General features: G+C 68.3%; 15 protein-coding genes. 5 read left to right on the top strand and 10 right to left on the bottom strand.

The features are described from left to right. Positions 1–209: 209 nt before the first annotated feature. Together J5T34_RS15305 and J5T34_RS15300 are read left to right on the top strand one after the other, a co-directional pair. Complete coding sequence (locus J5T34_RS15305; protein ID WP_174106021.1) at positions 210–914, top strand: response regulator transcription factor; 705 nt, start codon at positions 210–212, stop codon at positions 912–914. Positions 915–1,056: 142 nt separating this feature from the next. Beyond that, on the top strand, positions 1,057–2,667 hold the full coding sequence (locus tag J5T34_RS15300) for a sensor histidine kinase (RefSeq protein ID WP_347880657.1): 1,611 nt from the start codon (positions 1,057–1,059) through the stop codon (positions 2,665–2,667). A 10-nt stretch (positions 2,668–2,677) separates the two neighbouring features. Here the strand turns inward: J5T34_RS15300 and J5T34_RS15295 are convergent, their stop codons facing one another. Then, positions 2,678–3,235: an SET domain-containing protein gene (locus J5T34_RS15295; protein ID WP_208580463.1), complete on the bottom strand. Its 558-nt coding sequence runs from the start codon at positions 3,233–3,235 to the stop codon at positions 2,678–2,680. Between the two features lie 1,170 nt (positions 3,236–4,405). On the opposite strand from J5T34_RS15295, the gene J5T34_RS15290 reads away from it, so the two are divergent. After that, positions 4,406–4,684: an HU family DNA-binding protein gene (locus tag J5T34_RS15290; protein ID WP_006579334.1), complete on the top strand. Its 279-nt coding sequence runs from the start codon at positions 4,406–4,408 to the stop codon at positions 4,682–4,684. Positions 4,685–4,991: 307 nt separating this feature from the next. Continuing rightward, complete coding sequence (locus J5T34_RS15285) at positions 4,992–6,038, top strand: DUF2272 domain-containing protein (RefSeq protein ID WP_208580480.1); 1,047 nt, start codon at positions 4,992–4,994, stop codon at positions 6,036–6,038. A gap of 9 nt (positions 6,039–6,047) precedes the next feature. Here the strand turns inward: J5T34_RS15285 and dinB are convergent, their stop codons facing one another. The 3 genes from dinB to J5T34_RS15270 all read right to left on the bottom strand — a co-directional run bounded on the left by dinB (position 6,048) and on the right by J5T34_RS15270 (position 9,482). Further along, positions 6,048–7,157, bottom strand: a complete 1,110-nt coding sequence (gene dinB, locus J5T34_RS15280; RefSeq protein WP_208580462.1) for a DNA polymerase IV — start codon at positions 7,155–7,157, stop codon at positions 6,048–6,050. A 201-nt stretch (positions 7,158–7,358) separates the two neighbouring features. Then, positions 7,359–8,249, bottom strand: a complete 891-nt coding sequence (rarD, locus tag J5T34_RS15275) for an EamA family transporter RarD (RefSeq protein ID WP_208580461.1) — start codon at positions 8,247–8,249, stop codon at positions 7,359–7,361. 87 nt (positions 8,250–8,336) lie between these two features. Next, a complete protein-coding gene (locus J5T34_RS15270) occupies positions 8,337–9,482 on the bottom strand; it encodes a TRAP transporter substrate-binding protein (protein ID WP_208580460.1) in 1,146 nt (381 codons plus the stop codon). A gap of 550 nt (positions 9,483–10,032) precedes the next feature. Here J5T34_RS15270 and J5T34_RS15265 point away from each other — a divergent pair. Further along, on the top strand, positions 10,033–11,745 hold the full coding sequence (locus J5T34_RS15265; protein ID WP_244258938.1) for a carbohydrate porin: 1,713 nt from the start codon (positions 10,033–10,035) through the stop codon (positions 11,743–11,745). On the opposite strand, the gene J5T34_RS15260 is transcribed toward J5T34_RS15265, so the two are convergent. The 6 genes from J5T34_RS15260 to J5T34_RS15235 all read right to left on the bottom strand — a co-directional run bounded on the left by J5T34_RS15260 (position 11,729) and on the right by J5T34_RS15235 (position 20,415). Continuing rightward, positions 11,729–12,547, bottom strand: a complete 819-nt coding sequence (locus J5T34_RS15260) for an MIP/aquaporin family protein (protein ID WP_347880656.1) — start codon at positions 12,545–12,547, stop codon at positions 11,729–11,731. The genes J5T34_RS15265 and J5T34_RS15260 overlap by 17 nt on opposite strands. Before the next feature lie 185 nt (positions 12,548–12,732). Beyond that, a complete protein-coding gene (locus J5T34_RS15255) occupies positions 12,733–13,872 on the bottom strand; it encodes a WD40/YVTN/BNR-like repeat-containing protein (protein WP_208580459.1) in 1,140 nt (379 codons plus the stop codon). Positions 13,873–14,004: 132 nt separating this feature from the next. Further along, complete coding sequence (locus J5T34_RS15250; RefSeq protein WP_208580458.1) at positions 14,005–14,274, bottom strand: MoaD/ThiS family protein; 270 nt, start codon at positions 14,272–14,274, stop codon at positions 14,005–14,007. Between the two features lie 396 nt (positions 14,275–14,670). Beyond that, positions 14,671–16,074, bottom strand: coding sequence for a sigma-54-dependent transcriptional regulator (locus tag J5T34_RS15245; RefSeq protein WP_208580457.1), 1,404 nt, complete (start codon positions 16,072–16,074; stop codon positions 14,671–14,673). Beyond that, positions 16,058–18,040: a sensor histidine kinase gene (locus J5T34_RS15240; protein WP_208580456.1), complete on the bottom strand. Its 1,983-nt coding sequence runs from the start codon at positions 18,038–18,040 to the stop codon at positions 16,058–16,060. The genes J5T34_RS15245 and J5T34_RS15240 overlap by 17 nt, the downstream gene beginning before the upstream one ends. Positions 18,041–18,204: 164 nt before the next feature. Further along, positions 18,205–20,415, bottom strand: a complete 2,211-nt coding sequence (locus J5T34_RS15235) for a DUF6351 family protein (protein ID WP_244258936.1) — start codon at positions 20,413–20,415, stop codon at positions 18,205–18,207. Positions 20,416–20,605 lie beyond the last annotated feature (190 nt).

Raw genomic sequence — 20,605 nt, 5'->3', positions numbered from 1 at the left:
CTTGCGACGCCGATCACGCACAGCCGATAACGATGTCCTCGGGGGCCGGGCCCGGCCCCTGACCGCAAGCCAATCGAAAGGAAGGCCCGCGCCATGCGGGGTACAATCGGCGGCCTAGGCGGGCGCCCCGGCACCCGAAGCGCGACGTCAAGCGCGCTCCCCCGGCGCTCCCCGCTGCATTCCTGCCGACCCAGCCGAACCTTTCGCCCATGCGCATCCTGTTGATCGAAGACGACCGCCAGATCGCCAGCGGCGTCGAAGCCGGCCTGTTCCAGGCGGGCCACCAGGTGCGCGTCGTCCATGACGGGGTCTATGCCACCGAGCATCTGCTCAAGGAGCAGCACGACCTGGTGATCCTCGACCTGGGGCTGCCCGGCATCGACGGCATGACCCTGCTGTCGCGCTACCGCGCGCGCAACCGCACCACCCCGGTGCTGATCCTGACCGCGCGCGACGAACTCGAAGACAAGCTGTCCGGCCTGAACGCCGGCGCCGACGACTATCTGGTCAAACCGTTTGCCTTTCCCGAGCTGGAAGCGCGCGTGCGCGTGCTGCTGCGCCGCAGCCAGCATGGCGAGGCCGCGCCGGACCGCGACGTGCGGCTGGGCCGGCTGCGCCTGTCGGGCAGCGACCGGCGCATGTTCCTTGACGGCAAGCCGCTGGAACTGTCGCCGCGCGAATTCGCGGTGCTCGAGCTGCTGCTGCAGCGGCAGGGGCGCGTGGTCAGCAAGGCGCAGCTGCAGGACCATCTGGCCACCTTCGCCCATCCGGCCGGCGATGGCGGCGACACCGTCGGCGATACCGCGATCGAGGTCTATGTCCATCGCGTGCGCAAGAAGCTGGAGGACAGCGACGTCGAAATCGTGACGGTACGCGGCTTCGGCTACCTGCTGCAAAGCCGCGGCCAGAGCTAGCGCGAGGCCCGGCGTGCGGCGGCTCCAGGCGCCTCTGCGGAGCGCGCGCGGCGAGGGCGCATCCGGCGGCCACGGTGGACCCGGCAGCCCGGGCAGTACCGGTGGAACCGGTGGCGCCGGGGGGAGCGGCGGCGCCCAGCAGGTGCGGCTGGCCTCGACCCAGAGCCTGCGCGTCCATCTGCTGCGGGCGCTGGCCACGCCGCTGTTCGCGCTGGTGCTCGCCAGCGGCTCGCTGTCCTACTGGCTCGCGGCGCACTACACCACGCAGGTGTTCGACCGCGCGCTGTACGGCGTCGCCAACAACATCGCGCAGCAGATCCGCATCGCCGGTCCCCGGCTCGAACACGATATCCCCGCGATCGCGCAGACCCTGGTCGAGGCCGAGGGCAGCGACCGCATCTACTGGCGGATCCACGGGCCCGACGGACTGATCGGCGGCATGGATACCTGGCTGGGCTACGGCACCGGCCAGACCACGCTGCACGACGCGCGGCTGTTCTATGCCTGGTTCAGCGGCCGCCAGGTGCGCGCGGTCCGGCTGCCGGTGCATCTGGATCCGGTGCAGACGGCGCCCGCCGACGGCGACATCGACGCCGCCGCGGACATGGCCGATATGGCGGACAGCATGGCCAACCAGGTGCCGAACGGCGCGCCCAGCGCACCGCCGGCCGCCGGCGCCCCGTCGCGCGGCCCGATCGTCGTCGAAGTCGCCGAGCTGCTGGACCGGCGCGAGACCGCCGCCAACGAGATCCTGCTGTCGGTATCGGTGCCGCTGATCCTGCTGCTGCTGGTCGGCAGCCTGATCCTGTCGCACGTGCTGAAGGAAGAGCTGGTGCCGCTGCAGATCCTGACCGACAAGCTGAACCGGCAGACCGCACGCTCGCTGGCCTCGCTGGACGAGACGCAGGTGCCGGCCGAGGTCGAGCCGCTGATCCGCGCGCTGAACGCGCTGCTGGCGCGGCTGCGCGACGCGCTCGATGCCCAGCGCAAGTTCATCGCCGATGCCGCCCATCAGCTGCGCACGCCGCTGACCGCGGTCAAGCTGCACGCCGACCGCGCCGTCGAGGCGGAGAACCCGGAGGTGGCCCGGCACGCGCTGCGCGAATTGCAGTCGGCGGCGGACCGCGCGGTGCGGCTGTCCAATCAGCTGCTGTCGCTGGCGCGCGCCGAGCCCGGCCTGTCGCTGGAGCGGCTCGGGCCCATCGAGCATTTCGATCTGGCCACGCTGGCCTTCGAGACCGGCGCCGAGTGGGTGCCGCAGGCGCTGGCGCGCCATATCGACCTGGGCTTCGAAACACTGCCGGGGCCGACCTTCACCGGCGCCGCGCCGTCGATGGTCCGCGGCAACCGGCTGCTGCTGCGCGAGGCGCTGAACAATCTGATCGACAACGCGGTCAAGTACGTGCCGGCCGGCGGCCGCATCACGGTGCGCGCCGGCGGCGAGGCGATCGGCCATCGCGGCATGGCGGTGGTGATGGTCGAGGACAACGGGCCCGGCATTGCGCCGGCGCGGCGCGAGGAGGTGTTCAAGCGCTTCTTCCGCGGCGACCATGTTCCCGGCCGCAGTCCCGAGGCCACGCCGGGCGGCGCCGGACTCGGCCTGGCGATCGTGCACGAGATCATCAGCCTGCATCACGGCAGCATCAGCATCGAGGACGTGCCCGATACCGAGGGCCAGCGCAGCGATGGCCAGTCGCGCGCCAGCATGCGCTTCGTGATCCGGATCCCGTGCGAGGCGCCGGGCGCGGGCTAGCGCAAGCCTTTCAGCGCTTGCCTTTCGGCGCCAGCATGGTGCCGCGGCAGTTCGGGCTGCCGCAGCGGCATTCGAACTCCTTCTTCAGCTTCTTCGTATAGCGGGCGTCGATCACCAGCCCGTAGTCGTAGAACAGCTCCTCGCCCGGCTCGATGTCGCGCAGCGCGTGGATGAACACGCGGCCCTTCTTCTCGCGCGCCTCGCAGTTCGGTTCGCAGGCGTGGTTGATCCAGCGCGAACGGTTGCCGCCGTACTTGGCGTCGAGCACGTCGCCGCCCTCGAGGCTGAAATAGAACGTGTGGTTCGGATCGTCGGGATCGTGCGGATGGCGGTCCAGCGCGGTCTCCCACGAGATCCGCTCGCCCTTGTATTCGATGATCCGTTCGCCCGCGGCGATCGGCGCGATCGCATAGACGCCCTTGCCGTGCACGCCGGACTGGCGGACCTCGATGCGGTCCTTGGCGGTCTTCGGCTTCCTGTCCTTGTCGGCCTTCTCCGCCTTGGCGCCCTTCGCCTTGTCGATCTTCTCCCCCTTGCTGTCCTGTTTGCGCTTCGACTGTTCGGCCATATCCATCCTGTTTACCGTCGTTCGGTCTGTCTGCTGGTCTTGTGCTGATCGTTGCCGCTGGCCGCCCCTTGCCGGCCAGGCGATGCGGGATGATACCCGCGCCGCGTGACGGTGCGTGACGTACGTGCCGCGGCGTATACCTGATGCCCTGTTGGCAAGCGCGGCCAAACGGTAAACGCAAGAACGTGCAAGAAGCGGTCCATCAGGCGCAGCACGTATAGGCCGCGAAGACCGCCGTTCGTCGCCCCCCGCTGTGGACAACCGGGCCTTCTTCTGTGGATAAGCACGCGGGATTGATGTGGGCTGCCTGGGGCTGGCATGGGGATGCCTCAGGCATAAGTCCTAGCCCTGTTGGCGGGTCCCTCCGCCAAACGGTGGAGTCATCCACCAGTCCGGGGATTTCGTCCCGATGGTTCTGCATTCGGTAAACCGTTGATCCCGTTGACGTTTACCGACTTGTCCACAGAAAGGGGCCGGGTTTACCTACTACTACTATCCGTATACATCAAAAGAACTATCTAAACCAAAGGGATAACGGCCCGCCATCGGCAGCGAAGGGAAAACGGCCGGACGAGGTAAACCGGCTGACCGCGTATACCGCGTATACCGCGATCGAGGCGGTATACCTCGCTCGAAACGCTGCAGGCGTGCATCGAATCGGCCACGCGTATACCGCTCTCGCGTTAACCGAGACGCGTGGATCGGGTATACGGCCGAACCTTCCAGCCCGCCTGCCGACAAACGAGGTGCGTATACGTTCGGCGGCATCCGGGAGCGCACCGAACGGGCCCACAGGGTCTGAGAGCCTCTCAGAGCCCGGTTAACGCCCTGGACGGCACATGGCACGTGCCGGGCAGTCCGGTGGCGTCAGGCGGCCTCAGGCGGCGCTCAGGGGGCGCTCAGGGGGCGTATACGGCCTCTTGCACGGTCTTCCATACGGCCGCGTATACGACTCCGGATGCGGCCGCGTATACCGCCCGTAAACCGTCCCGCCCCCCGCTCCAACCCCCGCGGGCCTTGTCCAGCCAAGGCTTGCTGTAACAATGTCGCGCGGGGACCGGTTGGCGTGACACGGTATGATGTGGCCCGCAGCGCCTTTTCCGGGGCCACGTCCGGCACACCGGGCGGGCGGGAGGCAATGTGTTTTTTCAACTCGATACGGAGTGAAGCATGACGAAAACCGAACTGATCGACGCGATCGCCGCGGGTGTGGATGGTCTGACCAAGGCCAAGGCCGAACAGGCGCTGAACGTGACCCTGAACGCCATCATGGACGCCGTCGCCAAGGGCGACACCCTGAGCCTGATCGGCTTTGGCACGTTCAGCCAGGGCGAGCGTGGCGAGCGCATGGCCCGCAACCCGCGTACCGGCGAAGAGATCAAGGTCGAAGCCGCGAAGACGGTCAAGTTCAAGGCCGGCCAGAAGTTCAAGGACGCCGTCAATCAGTAAGCTGTCGGGCGGTACCGACCAGCCCGGTTCTGCATGGTCCCGCCGTGCCGCCGCCAGTCGCCGCAAGGCGAGCGTGGGGCACTGGGCGGGAAATGTTATCCACAACGAAGCCGCAGGGCTTTTCCCCGTTTTTCCACCGGCATCGGCCTCTGGGCCGTACGGCGCCCGACGCGGCGCCGCAAAGCCTCGTGCGGCATGCCGGTTCCGCGTTCTTTCCCGTGTTTTTGCCGGGCTTTTTCCAGCATTTGACGGGGCTTTCCGCGCCATTGCGCGCCCATTCTTCGTCGCCGTCCGCCGTTTCCAGGTCATGTCGATGCGCGCCTTGCCACCCGGATTTCCACAGCGTTATTCACATCGTTTCTCACATGATTTTCCACAGCGCCCGGCAGGTTTACCGGGGCGTGCGTGGACTGCGTTGCGCCACCGCTTTGCGGCACTGGCCGGCGTCGCGGTCGTCTGCCTGTTGACCGCCTGCGCGACGCAGCCGCCCTCGGTGCCGCCGTCGCCGCCGCCGACCGCGCGGCCGCAGGCCACGGCGTTGCCGCAGGCCCAGGCGCAACCGCCGGCCCCGATGCCGGGTGCGACGGCGCGCCAGCGCATCGTGCAGATCGCGCTGCAGGAATGGCAGCGCTGGGGCGGCCAGACCATCCGCATCGGGCGCGACGATACGGCCTGCGTGGTCAGCAGTCCGCTGCCAGTGCCGCCGCCGGCTTTGCCCGACAGCATCGAAGAGATCATCCAGAACGGATCGTTGCAGGCCTCATCGGCCGATACCGACGAGAGTTTCGGCACCACCGCCGCGCCCGGTTGCGCCGGTTTTCCGGACGGCACCGGCATGGAGGCGACCCCGCAGGGTTGCGCGCTGGCGCAGCGCTATTGGGCGATCGTCGGCAAGGAGGTCGATTGCCAGCAGATCACCGAGGGACGGTGGGCCTGGTCGGCGGTATTCATTTCGTGGGTGCTGCGCCAGGCCGGGCTGGACGAGCGCCAGTTCCTGACCGGGCAATCGCATTCGATGTATGTCGTGGACGCGCGCGACGGCGTCCTGCCTGCGCCGGCCTTCCGGCTCCAGCCGCTGCCTGCGATGCCGCGTCCGGGCGACATCCTGTGCGCCGGACGGGGCCGCGACAAATACCTGACGAGCGTGGACGAGATCGGCTTCGGCACCACGCCGATGCACTGCGATATCGTGGTCGAGGTCGACGCCACCGCCCGCGTGGTCAAGACCATCGGCGGCAATCTGCAGCAGTCGGTGTCGATGGAGCTGATCGAACTGGGCGATTCCGGGCTGGTAGACGGCTTCACCAACTCGCATGCGCCGTGGCTGGTGCTGATGCGCAACCAGTTGCCGTAAGCAAGGCGGTCAGGCGTCCCCAGGCTGCTCCGCGCCGGCATCGGCCAGATCGCGGAACAGATCCAGCTGCGCGGTATCCGGATCGCTGGTTGCCACCCCTACGCCCAGCAGCCGCACCGGCAGCCGGCGCCGCGCGTGGCCCTCGGCCAGCAGGCGGGCGTAGACGGCGCGGTCCGGCATCTGCCCGCGGCATTCGACCGTGGTCTGACGGAAATCCGAGAAGCGCAGCTTGACCGTGAGCTTGTGGATCACGTGCTGGGCACCGGCGCGCGCGATGCGGGCCTCCAGCTGCGCGATCAGCGGGTCGAGCTCGGCCAGGCACGCCGGCAGATCCGGCAGATCCTCGGCATAGGTCTCCTCGACGCTGATCGACTTGCGCTCGCGCTCGGGCGACACGCGCCGCTCGTCGATGCCGCGGCACAGGTTGTAGAGGCGGCCGCCGAAGCTGCCGAAGTGCCGATGAAACAGGTCCGGCGTCCAGGTCCGCAGATCTGCGCACGTTTTCACGCCGAGGCGGTTGAGCTTGGCCGCGGTGACCCGGCCGACGCCGTGGATGCGCTCGACCGGCAAGGCGGCCACGAAGGCGTCGACCGCTTCCGGCCGCACCACGAACAGCCCGTCGGGTTTGTTCCAGTCGCTGGCGATCTTGGCGATGAACTTGCTGGGGCCGACGCCGGCCGAGACCGTGACGCCGACTTCCTCGCGCACGCGCCGGCGGATCTCCTCGGCGATGCGCGTCGCGCTGCCCTGATGCCGGCGGCATGCGCTGACGTCCAGATAGGCCTCGTCCAGCGACAGCGGCTCGACCAGCTCGGTGTATTCGCGGTAGATGCCGAAGATCCGGCGCGACGCTTCCTTGTACTTGTCCATCGCCGGCCGCAGGATCAGCAGCTCCGGACAGCGCTTGACCGCCTGCGCCGACGACATCGCCGAGCGCACGCCATAGGCGCGCGCCTCGTAGTTGCAGGTCGCGATCACGCCGCGCCGGTCCGGCGAGCCGCCGACCGCCATCGGCCGTCCGCGCAGCGACGGGTCGTCGCGCATCTCGACCGAGGCGTAGAAGGCATCGCAGTCGCAATGAATGATCTTGCGCAGCGACGGGACCGGCTGGCTCGACATGGGCGTTCGGTTATTCGTGCCAGTAATCAAACGCTGCAGCCAGATCGCCGCCGAAATCCGTGCCATCGATGAAGGTGCGATGTTCGGCCCAACATGACGGGGATCGCCCCGCTTTGCCGACCCCCTTCAATCGGCAAGATCATGGTGCCGACGAATGACGATGCTTCTTCGACAAGTCGTTTCATCGATACCGTCGATGATTCAGTCCACCGCCACGGCGGGCGGGCGCCGCCGCGACATCCAGAAACCTTCCAGCGCATAGAGGGCGAGCGACACCCAGATCATCGCGTAGCCCAGCTGCTTGTCGGCGGGGAACGGCTCGTGATACAGCCAGACGCCCAGCAGCAGCTGCAGTGTCGGGCCGGTGTACTGCAGCAGGCCGAGCAGCGACAGCGGGATGCGGCGCGCCGCCGCGGCAAAGAACAGCAGCGGCACCGCGGTGACCGGCCCGGCCATTGCCACCAGGAACTGCACGCCCGGGCTCGCATGGGGGAAGCCGGCCTGACCGGTCGAGAACATCCAGCCCAGCGCGGCGACGGCGAACGGAAACAGCAGCAGCGTTTCGAGCGACAGCCCTTCGAGCGTACCCAGTGCAGCGGTCTTGCGCAGCAACCCGTAACCGCCGAAGGTGGCCGCCAGCGCCAGCGCAATCCAGGGCAGATGGCCGGCCGCAAAGGTCAGCCACACCACGCCGGCGCCAGCGAGCGCGATCGAGGCCCATTGCGCCGGGCGCAAGCGCTCGCGCAGGAACACCACGCCGAGCAGCACGCTGAACAGCGGATTGATGAAGTAGCCCAGGCTCGCATCGACCACGCGGTCGTTGGACACGGCCCAGATATAGAGGAACCAGTTGCCGCACAGCAGCGCCGCACTGGCGACGAAGCCGAGCAGCAGGCGGCGATCGGACCAGACCGCGCGCAGCCAGCCCCAGTGCCGGCGGATCGCCAGGATGGCGCCGAGGAAGACCAGCGACCACACCATCCGGTGCAGCAGGATCTCGAGGGGCGCGATGCCGTGAAGGGACTTGATGTACAGGGGCAGCAGGCCCCAGATGATGTACGCCAGCAGGGCGTAGAGTATGCCGGTCTGCATCGGAGAATCCTCTCAGAAGCCGAGGATTCTACCGGTGCGGACCGAGCCTTGCAGGCGGCGCGAAGCCGCCCGCGGCGCCTGCAGGGTTTACAGCTTGCGGGCGAAGCTGAACTGCGCGAAGGCTTGCTCGGCGACGTTGAACCAGGCGGCCTGGTTGTTGCGGAACACGCGCCAGTCGTCAAAGATTTTCTTGAACGACGGGTTCTTGCCGCTTTCCTCGGCGTAGGCGTCCTGGGTCGCCTTGAAGCACGCCTCCATGATCTCGCGCGAGAACGGGCGCAGCTTGACGCCGTTCTCCAGCAGGCGCGCCAGCGCTTGCGGGTTGACGGTGTCGTACTTGGCCATCATCGTGGTGTGCGCTTCGAAGGTGGCCGTCTCCAGCGCGCGCTTGTACAGCGCGGGCAGCTTCTCGAACTCGGTGGCCGAGGCGTAGAACGACAGCTGCGCGCTGCCTTCCCACCAGCCCGGGTAGTAGTAGAACGGCGCGACCTTGAAGAAGCCCAGCTTCTCGTCGTCATACGGGCCGACCCATTCGGCGGCGTCGATGGTGCCCTTCTCCAGCGCCGGGTAGATGTCGCCGCCGGCGATCTGCTGCGGCACCACGCCCAGGCGCGACAGCACCACGCCGGCAAAACCGGCGACGCGGTACTTCAGGCCCTGCAGGTCGGCGACGGTGCGGATTTCCTTGCGGAACCAGCCGCCCATCTGCGCATTGGTGTTGCCGCCCAGGAAGTTGACGACGTTGTATTCCTTGAAGAACTCGCGCATCAGCTTCATGCCGTTGCCCTGCACCATCCACGCGTTCTGCTGGCGCGCGGTCAGGCCGAACGGGATCGTGGTGTCGAAGCACAGCGTCGGGTTCTTGCCGAAGTAGTAGTAGCCGGCGGTGTGGCCGATCTGCACGGTGTTGTTCTGCACGGCGTCGAGCACCTGCAGGCCCGGCACGATTTCGCCGGCGGCGAACACCTTGATGTTGAACTTGCCGTCGGTCAGTTCCTTGACCCGGTTGGACAGCGTCTCCGCGCCGCCGTAGATGGTGTCGAGCGACTTCGGAAAGCTCGACGCCAGGCGCCATTCGACGGCCGGATTGCTGCCGACCACGGCAGGCGCGGCGGGCGTTCCGGGCGCGCTGGCCGGGGCCGGGGCGGCGGCCTGCTCTTGCTTGCCGCAGGCGGCCAGGGCACCGGTGGCGGCCACGGCCGACGCTTTCAACAGAAAGGAACGACGTTCCATCGACTACTCTCCTCGTTTTCGAATTTTGATCCGGCCGAGGGCGAGAGCGTGCGTCGACGCCAGCGCTGGCCGGGAAGGCGCGGCAAGCCGGGGTACGGCAGCGCGCAACAACGGGCCTGTTACCGGCGCACCCGCCGACGTGGCAGCTTGCGCCGATAACAGGCCCGGATTCACCCCTTTGGTCGCCCGCTCATACCCGTTCCAGCAGGCTGATCGATTATAGCGGTGCCCAATTCGGCACGGGGCCGCGCCAGGCTCCGGGTTTTCGCTAGGAAAGTGCGGTATGCCGCGCCTTGGCGGGACCGTCGTCGTCGACCGCCATCGCTTGTCGGCGGCGCCGGCATCCGTGGCCGAACGTACGCTGCCGTCACCTTGCCGTCGCCTGCAGTGCACAAGCGATGGATTTTGTAACCTCTCTTGCTGTCCAATCAGCCCGACTGATAAAACCGTCGGTCCGGCACGGCCGAGCCCGGGGGCTCGCCGTTGCGCACCGTTGCCGTCCTGTTGTCACCGCATGTCGTTGTCCGCGTCGTCTTCCTCTCGCCGTCGTTTGCTGAACCGGTCCGCCCGTTCGTCCGTACTGCCGCGTCCGCGCTGGCTGTATGTGGCCGCACTGGGCGCATGGGGCATCGCCGCCTGCGCGCAGACGCCGCCCGCGCCCGAGCCGATCGCGCCGCCGACGTTGGCGCCGGCCGCCGAGGTGCCCGCGGTCGTGCAGCTGTCGACCTGGCCCGCCAATGCACCGTCGAACCGGCCGGCACCCGCTGACCCGACGGTAAGCGCAGCGCCGCAGTCGCCGGCCGCCGGCGCGGATCCGCTCGCCGGCCTGCTGCAGCGGGAAGCGCAATCGGCCCAGACCACTGCCCCGACCACCGCAGCGGCCGACCCCGCCACCGAAACGCTGAACCTGCCCCCCGCCGACACGCCCGAACAGACCGCGCTGGCCGAACTCGACCCGGGCCTGGTCGGCCCGCCGGAGCCGCTGCCGCCGGCACCGCCGCCGGTGGTGCTGTTCCCGAACCGGCTCGGCGAATTCATGCCCGAGTTCGTGCCCGACACCCGGGCCGCGGCCGGCGGCGATGCCGCGACGCCCGGCGATGCTCCGCCGGTGTTCGCCTCCAACCTGCCGAGCGCCGAGCCGGCCGAGGAGACCGTCTGGAGCCTGTCCTACAGCGGACGCGCCGCCTACGAGGACAACTCCCATGCAATGCGCGCCTGTCCGGGCGGCAGCCTGTCGAGCGGCATCGGCCTGGGCGTGGCCTGCCAGAGCAGCGGCGAGGTCAAGCTGCGCGAACAGCTGTATACGCTCGACGGCGGCGGCGCGATCGAGGTGGTTGCGCAGGCGCGCGGCACCAACACCACCACCATCGACGGGCGCCCCGCCCCGGTCGACCCGTACCAGCTGATCCCGCAGTTCTATACCGCGGTCAAGGGCGTGGCCGCGCTCGACGGCGCCACCATGTGGGCCGGCCGGCGCGATACGTCGCCGTTCCTGATGTCGTCTGGCCTGCTGCCGCCGACCTCCAGCGCGCTGCGTTTCGGCGTCGACGACGCCAAGCTGGGCGGCGTCGGCCTGAACTATCAGTACACGGCGCGCAACGACACCAATGGGCAGCATCTGCCCAGCTATCACTCGGTGCGCACCGCACCGATCGGCGTGAACGACAAGGGCACGCTGCAACTGGGCTTTACGCGCGTCGAGGCCGATGCGCTGGCCGACGACGCCGGCAATGCCTGGTGGGCCTCGGCGATGCACGAGCAGAAGGGCGTGCTGGCCGGCACCAACCGCTTCGGCCTGCAGTACGGCAGCGGCAGCCGCACCGCGATGACCGGCTACTCCGGCATGGGGGACACGCTCTCGCGCGTGCGGGTGGCCGAATCGATGGAATGGAAGGGCCGCGCGGGCCTGATCGGCTCGGTCGAATCGAGCCTGCAATACGACCGCTCGGCGCTGGGCACGCTGCAATGGATGACCACGCGCGTGCGCCCGGCTTACGCGCCGACCGAGCGCTTCCGCCTGAGCTTCGAGGTCGCGCACGACCAGATCTCGTCGGGCTTCGGCGTCAGCGGACAGCGCACCGCCTTGACGGTGGCGCCGACGCTGACCTTCGGCAAGGCCGCGGGCAACGCCAATCTGCGCGCCTTCTATACCTACAGCCGCGCCAGCGACGTCGACGGCATCAGCTTCGCGCCGCCGGCCGATGCGTGGGCGTCGCAGGCCACGGGGTCGATCTTCGGGATCCAGCTCAATCGGCGCTGGTAGGGGCAGCGCCGACGGCGGCGCCGGTGGCGACGCTGTCACCGGGTACGGGCCGCAACAACCAATGAAAGACCAGCGTCGCCGTCAACGCGCCCGCGCATTGCGCCAGCACGAAGCCCGGCACATCGATCGCACGAATTCCGGTGAACGTCGCCGTCAGCGCGCAGGCCAGCGTCAGTGCCGGATTGGCGAACGACGTCGAGGCGGTGAACCAGTAGCCGGCGGCGATATAGCCGGCCACCGCGAACGGCAGCAGCGCCGGCCGGGTGCGCGCGGTGCCCATCGCCACGCCGATCAGGCCGAAGGTCGCCAGGAATTCGCTCCACCACAGCGGCGCCCCGGTGCGCGCCTGAGCCGACCCTGCCAGTAGCGGCTCGCCGAACATCAGATGGACCGCGATCACGCCGGCGACCGCGCCGGCCAGCTGCACGACGACATAGCGCAGCGCCTCGCCGGCCGGCAGCCGGCCCTGCAGCCAGGCCGACAGCGTGACGGCCGGATTCAGGTGGCCGCCGGAGAGGCGGCCGAAGGTCAGCAGCAGCGCCGCCAGCCCCGCGCCGCTCGCCAGCGAGTTGGCCAGCAGCGCCAGTGCGATATTGCCCGCAGCGAGCCGCTCGGCACGCAGCCCCGAGCCGACCACCACCGCGATCAGCAGCGCCGTCCCGAGGGCTTCGGCGACCAGCCGGCGGGCCAGCGGAAGGGGCGCTTCGGGACTGGCGGCGGCGTGAATGTCGGCGTGAATGTCGGCGCGAGGTGCAGCGTGAGGACGGCGGATGGACATCGAGCGCGGGGCGAAGGTGGACACGGCTTCGCGCACGGCTCCTTGCTGCGGTTGCGGCTGCAGCTGCGACTGCTGGTGTCCGGCGCGGAGCGCGCAGTGTTCCGTCCGCCCCGCTCGCCGTCAATGCGCGCCGGCGCAGTTGTGTCCTGACTCGCGGTATCGAATGCGCCGTGCGGCAGTGCTTGCGCGGCGCGCGTCCGTGCGGCCCGCTAGCCGAAGCGCACGCAATAGATCGGCGGCAGATGCGCCGACACGCAGGTCCAGCGTTCGCCGCCGTTCTCCGACACCCACAGTCCGCCGGTGGTCGAGCCCATCGCCAGCCGTTCGCCGCTGTCGTCGATCGCCAGTCCGTGCCGATAGATCAGGTCGTAGGCCGGCGGCGGCGGCAGGCCTTCACTGAAGACCTCGAAGCTGCGGCCGCCGTCGCGCGTGCGGGACACCGCCAGCTTGCCGTCGACCGGCACGCGGCATTCGTCCTTGGTCGCGGGCACGAACCACGCGGTCTCGGGATCGCGCGGATGCACCGCGACCGCGAAGCCGAACTTCGATGGCTTGCCTTCGATGCGCCGCCAGCTGGCGCCGCCGTCCTCGGAGCGGAAGATGCCGTCGTGATGCTGCACCCACAGCGCATCGGGGCGGGCTGGGCATTGCACCATGTAGTGCGGGTCCTGGATATTGGGATCCTCGCTGCGCTCGGGCGGCATATAGCCCGCCTTCATGCCGCGCGTGGTCGCTTCCCAGCTGTCGCCGCCGTTGCGGGTTTGCCAGACGCCGCCGCACGAGATCGCGATCGACACATGGCGGCTGTCGCGCGGATCGACGCAGATCGAATGGATGCCCGGATAGTCGTAGCCGCCGCCGAACCATTCGGCGCGCTCGGGACGGTCCCACATCGGCCGATTCAACGCCCAGCTGGCGCCGCGGTCGTCCGAGCGGAACAGGCCGCCGGGGATGGTGCCGGCCCACAACACGCCGGGCTGGTCGGCACCGCCCGCCTCCAGCACCCACAACTGCTGCAGCGACCACGGCGCGGGCTTGGGCGCGTCGGGGTCGGCCGGCGCGTTCGCTGCGGCATCGTCCAACGCCGCGGTCTGCTCTTCCGGCTGCGGCGGATAGACCGGCACCGCGCAGGCGGTCCACTCGGACTCGCCGCGCGCGCGGCGCCACAGCTTGACGCCGAAGTGGCCCAGATTCAGGGCGGCATAGAGCGAGCCGTCGCGCGGGTCGGACAACACCATGTTGACGGGCTCGCCGAGAAAATGCGCCTGGGTTTGCTGCCATTGCCCCTGCGGCTGGCGTTCGATCTCGAACAGGCCCTTGCGTGTGGCCACGAGAAGTCGGTCGTTCATCGTTCAGGTCTCCTGGTATCGATCGGCCGCCGGTCGCGTGGCCGTCGGCGCGTTGGCTGTCGCAGCGTGGAACGTCAAGGCGCGGAATGCCGAAGCATTGACCGCCCACGCGTCCCGCTCACCCGCTGTCTGCTATCCGCCGGAAAGCGCCTGCACCACGTATACCTTGCTGTCCTCGCGCAACGCATCGCTGAGCCGTTGCCGGTCGCGAATCATGGTGCCGTCGATAAAGACGGTCACATGCCGGCGCAACTGGTTCTGGTCATCGAGGATGTAGCCGCGCAGCTCGGGTTGTTCGGCGAACACCGCATCGAACGCGGCGCGCACGGAGGCAGCGCTCAGGTGGCGGTCGGGCGTGGGGACATGGCGCTGGATCGCCGGCGCAAAGGTGATATGGGCCATGGTGCAGCGATGGTAAGAACCGCAAAAAACGGTCACTACAGTGTAGGCGCTCGGCGCTGCGCGAGAAGGGAGGAATGCGGGGAATGCGGGGATTTGCGGGCGGATGAATGTGGACACATCGATGTGGACACCCCGATGTGGACGCCGGCGATGTGGACACCGACGATGTGGACGGCCCCGTCAGAACCGGCGTCTTTGCCGCTCTCGCGACAAAGACGCCGCCTGGCAGTCCTGTCTTTTTTCACGTCGTGTTACCACTGCGACGGTACCGGCGGCAGCCAGGCCCGGCACCGAAGTGCGCATGACTTTCAGCCTTTTCCAATCCCCGCGTCGCATGCGCGCACGCAGTCTAGCAAGACTGGATCGAACTGGCGACATGCAAGACGATATCGGGATTCAATCGGTGGCCGCGGCCGAGCGGAATGCCTCGAGATTGACGCCGAGCCGCTTGATCTTGTCGTACAGCGTTTTCTTCGGCACGCGCAGCAGATCGCTTGCCGCGGCGGTGCGTCCCGACGCCGCGCGCAGCGCCTCCTCGATCAGATGCCGTTCGAACACCGCGACCTGCTCGTCCAGCGAACGCGCCTCGCTGATGCTGCCGCTGCCATTGCCATTCCCATTACCCTGGCCACTGCCTGCCGGCACGCCGGTGCTGCCGCCGGACAGTCCCAGCACGAAGCGATCGGCGGCATTGCGCAACTCGCGCACATTGCCCGGCCACGGATGCATCATCAACTCGCGCATATGCTGCGGCGACACCTCGGGCACCGGCCGCTCGTAACGCAGCGCCGCCTGCAGCAGGAAGTGCGAGAACAGCAGCGGAATGTCTTCGCGCCGTTCGCGCAGCGGCGGGATGTCGATCACCGCGACGTTGAGGCGATAGTACAGATCGGCACGGAAGCGCTGCTCCGCCGACAGCGCCAGCAGATCGACCTTGGTCGCGGCGATCACGCGGCAGTCCATCGGCAGCAGCGTGTTGGACCCCAGCCGCTCGAACTGCCGCTCCTGCAGCGTGCGCAGCAGCTTGATCTGCAGCGACATCGGCATGGTCTCGATCTCGTCGAGAAACAGCGAGCCGCGCTGCGCGTATTCGATCTTGCCGACGCGCCGCCGCGCCGCGCCGGTAAACGCGCCCGACTCGTGGCCGAACACCTCGCTCTCGAACAGCGACTCCGGCACGCCGCCGCAATTGAGCGCGGCGAAGTTGCCCTGCCGGCGCGGCCCGTACTCGTGCAGGCAGCGCGCCACCAGCTCCTTGCCGGTCCCGGTCTCGCCCAGGATCAGCACATCGGCGTCGGTGCACGCCAGGTCGAGAATCAGCTTGCGCAGCCGTTCGACGGCCGCCGAGCGGCCGATCACCTTGGCCTCGATCGCCTGCGTGTCGGCCAGCTGCCGGCGCAGCGCCTCGACCTCGAGCGTCAGCGCGCGCTTGTCCATCGCCCGTTGCACCACCTCGGTCAGCTCGCCCGGCGAGTACGGCTTCTCGACGAAATCGTAGGCGCCGCGGCGCATCGCCTGCACCGCCATCGAGATATCGCCGTGACCGGTGACCAGGATCACCGGCAGCGCGGCATCGATCTCGAGCGCCTTGTCGAGCAGCGCCAGCCCGTTGATGCCGGGCAGCCGCACATCGGTGACGAGCACGCCGGCAAAGCCGGGCGTGAGCCGATGCAGTACCTGTTCGGCCGAGCCGAACGCTTCCACCGACAGGCCGGCGATCTGCAGCGACTGCGTGCTGCCCAGCCGCACCGCGGCATCGTCTTCGACGTAGAGGACCGACAGATCAGTTCGCATCGGCATGGTTCTCCTGTGCGGCGGGCAGCTGGATGATGAAGCGGGCGCCGGCGATCTCGTCGTCGCCGTTCGCGTTGGCAGCATCGACGGCGGTATCGACGGCGGTATCGACGAAGCAGCGGCGATTCTCCGCGCGCAGCGTGCCGCCGAATTCGCGCACGATGCCGGCGGAGATCGCCAGCCCGAGGCCGAGGCCCACGCCCTGCTCCTTGGTGGTGAAAAACGGTTCGAACAGCCGCGGCATCACGTCGTCGTCGATGCCGCAGCCGCGGTCGGCCACCTCGATCGTGACCCACTGCGGGTCGGCGTGCACGCGGATCTCGAGCACGCGCGCGGTGGCGTCCTCGGCCGCGTCCGCGCTCGCGTCCTTCATCGCATCGAGCGCGTTCGACAGCAGATTGACCAGCACCTGTTCGAGCCGGTTACCTTCGCACAGCGCCAGCGGCGAAGGCTCGGGCACCGATACGATCAGTTCGGCGCCATCGGCGCGAATGCGCGAGTCCAGCAGAAACAGCGCGTCGGCGATCACCGTGCCGACCGGCGTCGGCACCGACTGCACCGGCGTCTTGCGTGCGAATTTCTTCAGCTGCGCGGTGATTTTCCCCATCCGCTCGACCATCTGGCAGATCACGTTCAGGTTGGTCTCGACCGCCTCCGTCTGGCCGCGGCGAAAGAACACGATGGTGTTGGCCGACAGCGTGCGCAGCGCCGCCAGCGGCTGGTTCAGCTCGTGCGTGATGCCGGCCGACATCTGACCGAGCGCGGCCATCTTGCTGGCCTGCACCAGCTCGTCCATCGCCGCCTTCAGCACCTGCTCGGCGCGCTTGCGCTCCGCGATCTCCTTCTGCAGCTTCAGGTTCGAACCGGACAGCGCCTGCGTGCGCATCGCCACCTTGCGTTCGAGTTCGTCGTGCGCGCGCTGCAGCGCCTCCTTGGCCGAGCGGTTCTGCGCGGCGGCGCGGCGACGCTGCAGCACGTACAGGATCAGCAGCAGCAGAAAGCCGAGCGCGAAGGCGGCGATCACCGCGCTGTTGCGCGCCAGCGTGCGGATCGGCTCCATGTCGGACAGCACGATCAGCCGCCAGTCGGTGTCGGCGATGCGGCGGCTCTGCGCGAGGAACTCGTCGCCGTCGGGCATCTGCACCACGCTGATATCGGCCGCAAAGCGGCGCTGCTCGCGAAAGCCGATCGGATCGAGCGAATCGACGGTCGAGTACTGCCGCGTGGTGGCCAGCTGCCAGCGCGTCTCGCTAGGCAGCTCGCGCAGCGACTTGAAGCGCCAGTCCGGCTGCGAGCTCAGGAACACGATGCCGTTGGCGTCGACCACCAGGATGCGGTCGTCGTTGGCGATCCAGGGCTCGTCGATCTTGTCGAGATTGACCTTGACCGCGGCCACGCCGAGCAGCGCGCCGTCGCGGACGATCGGCTGCGAGAAGTAGTAGCCCGGCTCGCGGCTGACCGTGCCGATGCCATAGAAGCGGCCCGGCTTGCCCTGCATCGCGTCGCGGAAATACGGCCGGTACGAGAAGTTGATGCCGACGAAGCTGGCCGCCTCGTTCCAGTTGCTCGCGGCCAGCGTCAGGCCGTGGGCGTCCATCACATAGATGGCGGTCGATTTGGCGGCGGCGTTGACCTCGGCCAGAAAGCGGTTGGCCGCCATCGGCAGGCCCGGTGTCGCCGGTTCGCGCAGCAGCCGCTGCACGTCGTGATTCAGCGCGACCACCGCGGGCAGATACTCGTAGCGGCGCATCTCGCTGCGCAGCCCGCCGATATAGGCCTCGATGCGGTGCGCGGTGCCATCGCGCTGCGCGCGGATGCCGACGCGCTCGCCCCACAGATAGGCGATGGTCACACCCGCCGCCATCACCGCGCAGACCGCCGCGATCACGGCCGCGCGACGAGCGCGCCCGCGCGGCCAGGCCGAGGGCGGTATCGCCTGCGTCGCAGGGGAAGTCGCGGAGGAGTCGGTCATATCGATGCGCGGGATGACACCGGCGGCATGCGCCAACGACCGGCCATTAGGCAAAGCCGCACCCCGGCGCGTCAATCGGCGTAAACATCAGGCGCGCCGATGCATCGGATCGTCGATGCATCGGCGCCAGCCCGGTCAGGGCCGCTCCGTCAGCGCAAGGCCGATCAAGGCTGCGTCACATCGAACAGCAGATTGACCGGCGACGGACCGAACGACAGCCACGTGCCCTTCAACGGCTGCTGCTCGACGCCCGGCCGCGACCAGTCGCACACGCCCGTCGGGAAGATCGACTGCAGCCGCGCCAGTTGCGTCGGGGTCATCATCACCTTGTAGTCCGCCGGATCGATCGGCTTGAGCTGGCACTTGACGATGTCGTCGGCCAGCGGACCGCCGGCGACCATGCGCGGCGTGGTGCCGGCCGGGTACAAGGTATTGCACTGGCCCGGGCCGTGCGCGGTCTGCGGCTCGACGATCTTGTTGCCGCCCGCGTCCCAGCACGCATCGACCAGATCCGCCGGCTTGTTGCGCACCACCTTCTCGGCCTTGCTGCCTGGCCCGGTGTCGCGCAGCATCGCGGTCAGCCAGCGGTCCATCTGGTCGAAGTTGTCGTCGCGGATGGTACCCGGTCCGACGATGACCTGGTTGTCCGCATGCCCGTTGGCCGCGATCAGCCGCGCGCGCACCGAGTAGCTGTGGATCTTGTTGTGGATGTCGCCGTTGACGCGGTCGTCGAAGTAGTCGCGCTGATCGATGATTGGCGTGGTCGCCAGGCCGCCGCCGGTCGAGGTGATGCGGCCCGACTGGTAGGCGCGTGCGATCGCGTCGAGATCGCCGACGGTGCGCTGCGCGATCTTCTTGAAGTCCACGTCGACACCGCCGATCTTCTCGTTCAGGTCGATGAACTGATCGGCCGTGATCATGCCGTCGTTCAGCGCCTTCAGGCCGTACTGCACGCCGACATTGTCGATCGGCCGCTTGGCGAAGCCGCGCGCATCCTTGCCGTAGACGTTGACCGTGTGGTCGTAGACCGTGGCCCGCACGCCGGTCGGGTTGTTGACCGGATGGTATTTCTGGTCGGCCGGGAAGCCCGCGGGGAACGACACCACCGGATCGAGACGGCCCGCGCTGCTGCTCATCGCCGCGATATTGCCCGGCTTCAGATAGCCCGAGATCGCCGAGCGCTGCGCATCGCTGTATTGGCCCGGCGCGTCCTGCGTGAAGTACAGATGCAGCAGGCGCGAGTCGTGCAGCTTGAAGATCGTCGACGAGGTCACGTCCGGGAACACCGAGGTCACGATGATGCCGTCGAACAGGCCTGGATAGTTGTCGCCGGTCTGATGGCTCTGATAGGCCCCGCCCGAGCCGCCGGTGCCGATCGTGAAGAACGGCACGCCGTAGTTTTCGATCAGCCGTTCCTTGACCATCGCGATGGTCTCGGACGACAACAGGTCGTTGCAGTTGTTGCCGAAGGTATTGAGCGAGGCGCTGACCACCGCATAGCCCTTGCGCAGATGGTTGTGGTTCAGCACGGCCACCGGCGTGCCCTGCATGTACCAGCCGCCCTGGCAGCCGCCGCCCAGCGGATAGATGACCTTGCGGTTCCAGCCCGAGGGCGGCGCCAGCGGCGTCGGCTCGGCGTCCTTCGTCGGATCGTGCAGGATCGCGGTCTGGTAGATCGCGCGATTGATGGTGCCGGTCTCGACGCGGACGATGTACGGCACGGTCGCGCCCGCGTTATTGGTGGTGCTGGCCAGATCCGCCGGATACGCGGTGACCGGCGTCGGCAGCGGCTTGAAGCTGTTGGCGGTGGAGCGATAGACGTAGTGCACGCGGCGTTCGACCGAGCAGTGTTCGTCGAGCGGCGCGCCGAGCTTGCTGCCGTCCGGCAGCGTGAAGTTCTGCGTCGCGCAGATGTAGGGCTTTTCGTGCGGGCCGGAGAAGACGGGGCCGGTGATTGGATAGTTGGTCAGCGTCAGCGTGGTGCGCGCGGGGCCGTGCTTGACCTCCAGGGTGTTCTCGCCGAGCTTCAGTCCGCTGACGATGCCGAGTGCCTCGCCATCGCCGGTCGGCGTGAAGGCACCGCTGACATCGACGCCGTTGACGCTGACCTTGAACTTCTTGCCGGGCGCGCGCTCGCTGGCGGCGAGGCGGATCAGCGCATCGCCGCCGGTCACGTGCTCGGGCGCGGAAGACAGCACGGTCGCCTCGACCGTCGCCCTGTGTCCGAGGCCCAGGCCGGGCGCGTTCTCGGCGCTCTGCGGCTGCAGATTGCCGCCGCCATCGTCACCGCCGCCGCATCCGGCGACCAGCAATGCCGCCACCATTGCGCCAGTCCCCAAGGACGGCCGCTTCCACCGTGCTGCTGTTTGCCGCATCGTTGTCTCCTGTTTGGCCGGCGTCGCCGGCATTGCCTTATCCACGCTCCGCAGCGGAGCGGTCAGCGCGTCTGCCGTCTGTCGCGGCAGCTTGCGAGGCGCCTGCGTTGCAATGGGCATGCCATTGCGGGCCGGGTTGGGCGGTGGAGACTAAGCCTCTGAAACAGAAGCGTTTTTGCGCGGAGGCAAT

The organism is Cupriavidus gilardii (assembly GCF_017598945.1).
GTDB classification, from domain to species: Bacteria; Pseudomonadota; Gammaproteobacteria; order Burkholderiales; family Burkholderiaceae; genus Cupriavidus; species Cupriavidus gilardii_E.
This window is presented reverse-complemented; position numbering and strand designations above follow the sequence as displayed.

Coding starts and splice junctions, on each gene's coding strand:
- J5T34_RS15305 (WP_174106021.1), top strand. CDS start 210: ATGCGCATCCTGTTGATCGAAGACGACCGCCAGATCGCCAGCGGCGTC.
- J5T34_RS15295 (WP_208580463.1), bottom strand. CDS start 3,235: ATGGCCGAACAGTCGAAGCGCAAACAGGACAGCAAGGGGGAGAAGATC.
- J5T34_RS15290 (WP_006579334.1), top strand. CDS start 4,406: ATGACGAAAACCGAACTGATCGACGCGATCGCCGCGGGTGTGGATGGT.
- J5T34_RS15285 (WP_208580480.1), top strand. CDS start 4,992: ATGTCGATGCGCGCCTTGCCACCCGGATTTCCACAGCGTTATTCACAT.
- dinB (WP_208580462.1), bottom strand. CDS start 7,157: ATGTCGAGCCAGCCGGTCCCGTCGCTGCGCAAGATCATTCATTGCGAC.
- rarD (WP_208580461.1), bottom strand. CDS start 8,249: ATGCAGACCGGCATACTCTACGCCCTGCTGGCGTACATCATCTGGGGC.
- J5T34_RS15270 (WP_208580460.1), bottom strand. CDS start 9,482: ATGGAACGTCGTTCCTTTCTGTTGAAAGCGTCGGCCGTGGCCGCCACC.
- J5T34_RS15255 (WP_208580459.1), bottom strand. CDS start 13,872: ATGAACGACCGACTTCTCGTGGCCACACGCAAGGGCCTGTTCGAGATC.
- J5T34_RS15250 (WP_208580458.1), bottom strand. CDS start 14,274: ATGGCCCATATCACCTTTGCGCCGGCGATCCAGCGCCATGTCCCCACG.
- J5T34_RS15245 (WP_208580457.1), bottom strand. CDS start 16,074: ATGCCGATGCGAACTGATCTGTCGGTCCTCTACGTCGAAGACGATGCC.
- J5T34_RS15240 (WP_208580456.1), bottom strand. CDS start 18,040: ATGACCGACTCCTCCGCGACTTCCCCTGCGACGCAGGCGATACCGCCC.
- J5T34_RS15235 (WP_244258936.1), bottom strand. CDS start 20,415: ATGCGGCAAACAGCAGCACGGTGGAAGCGGCCGTCCTTGGGGACTGGC.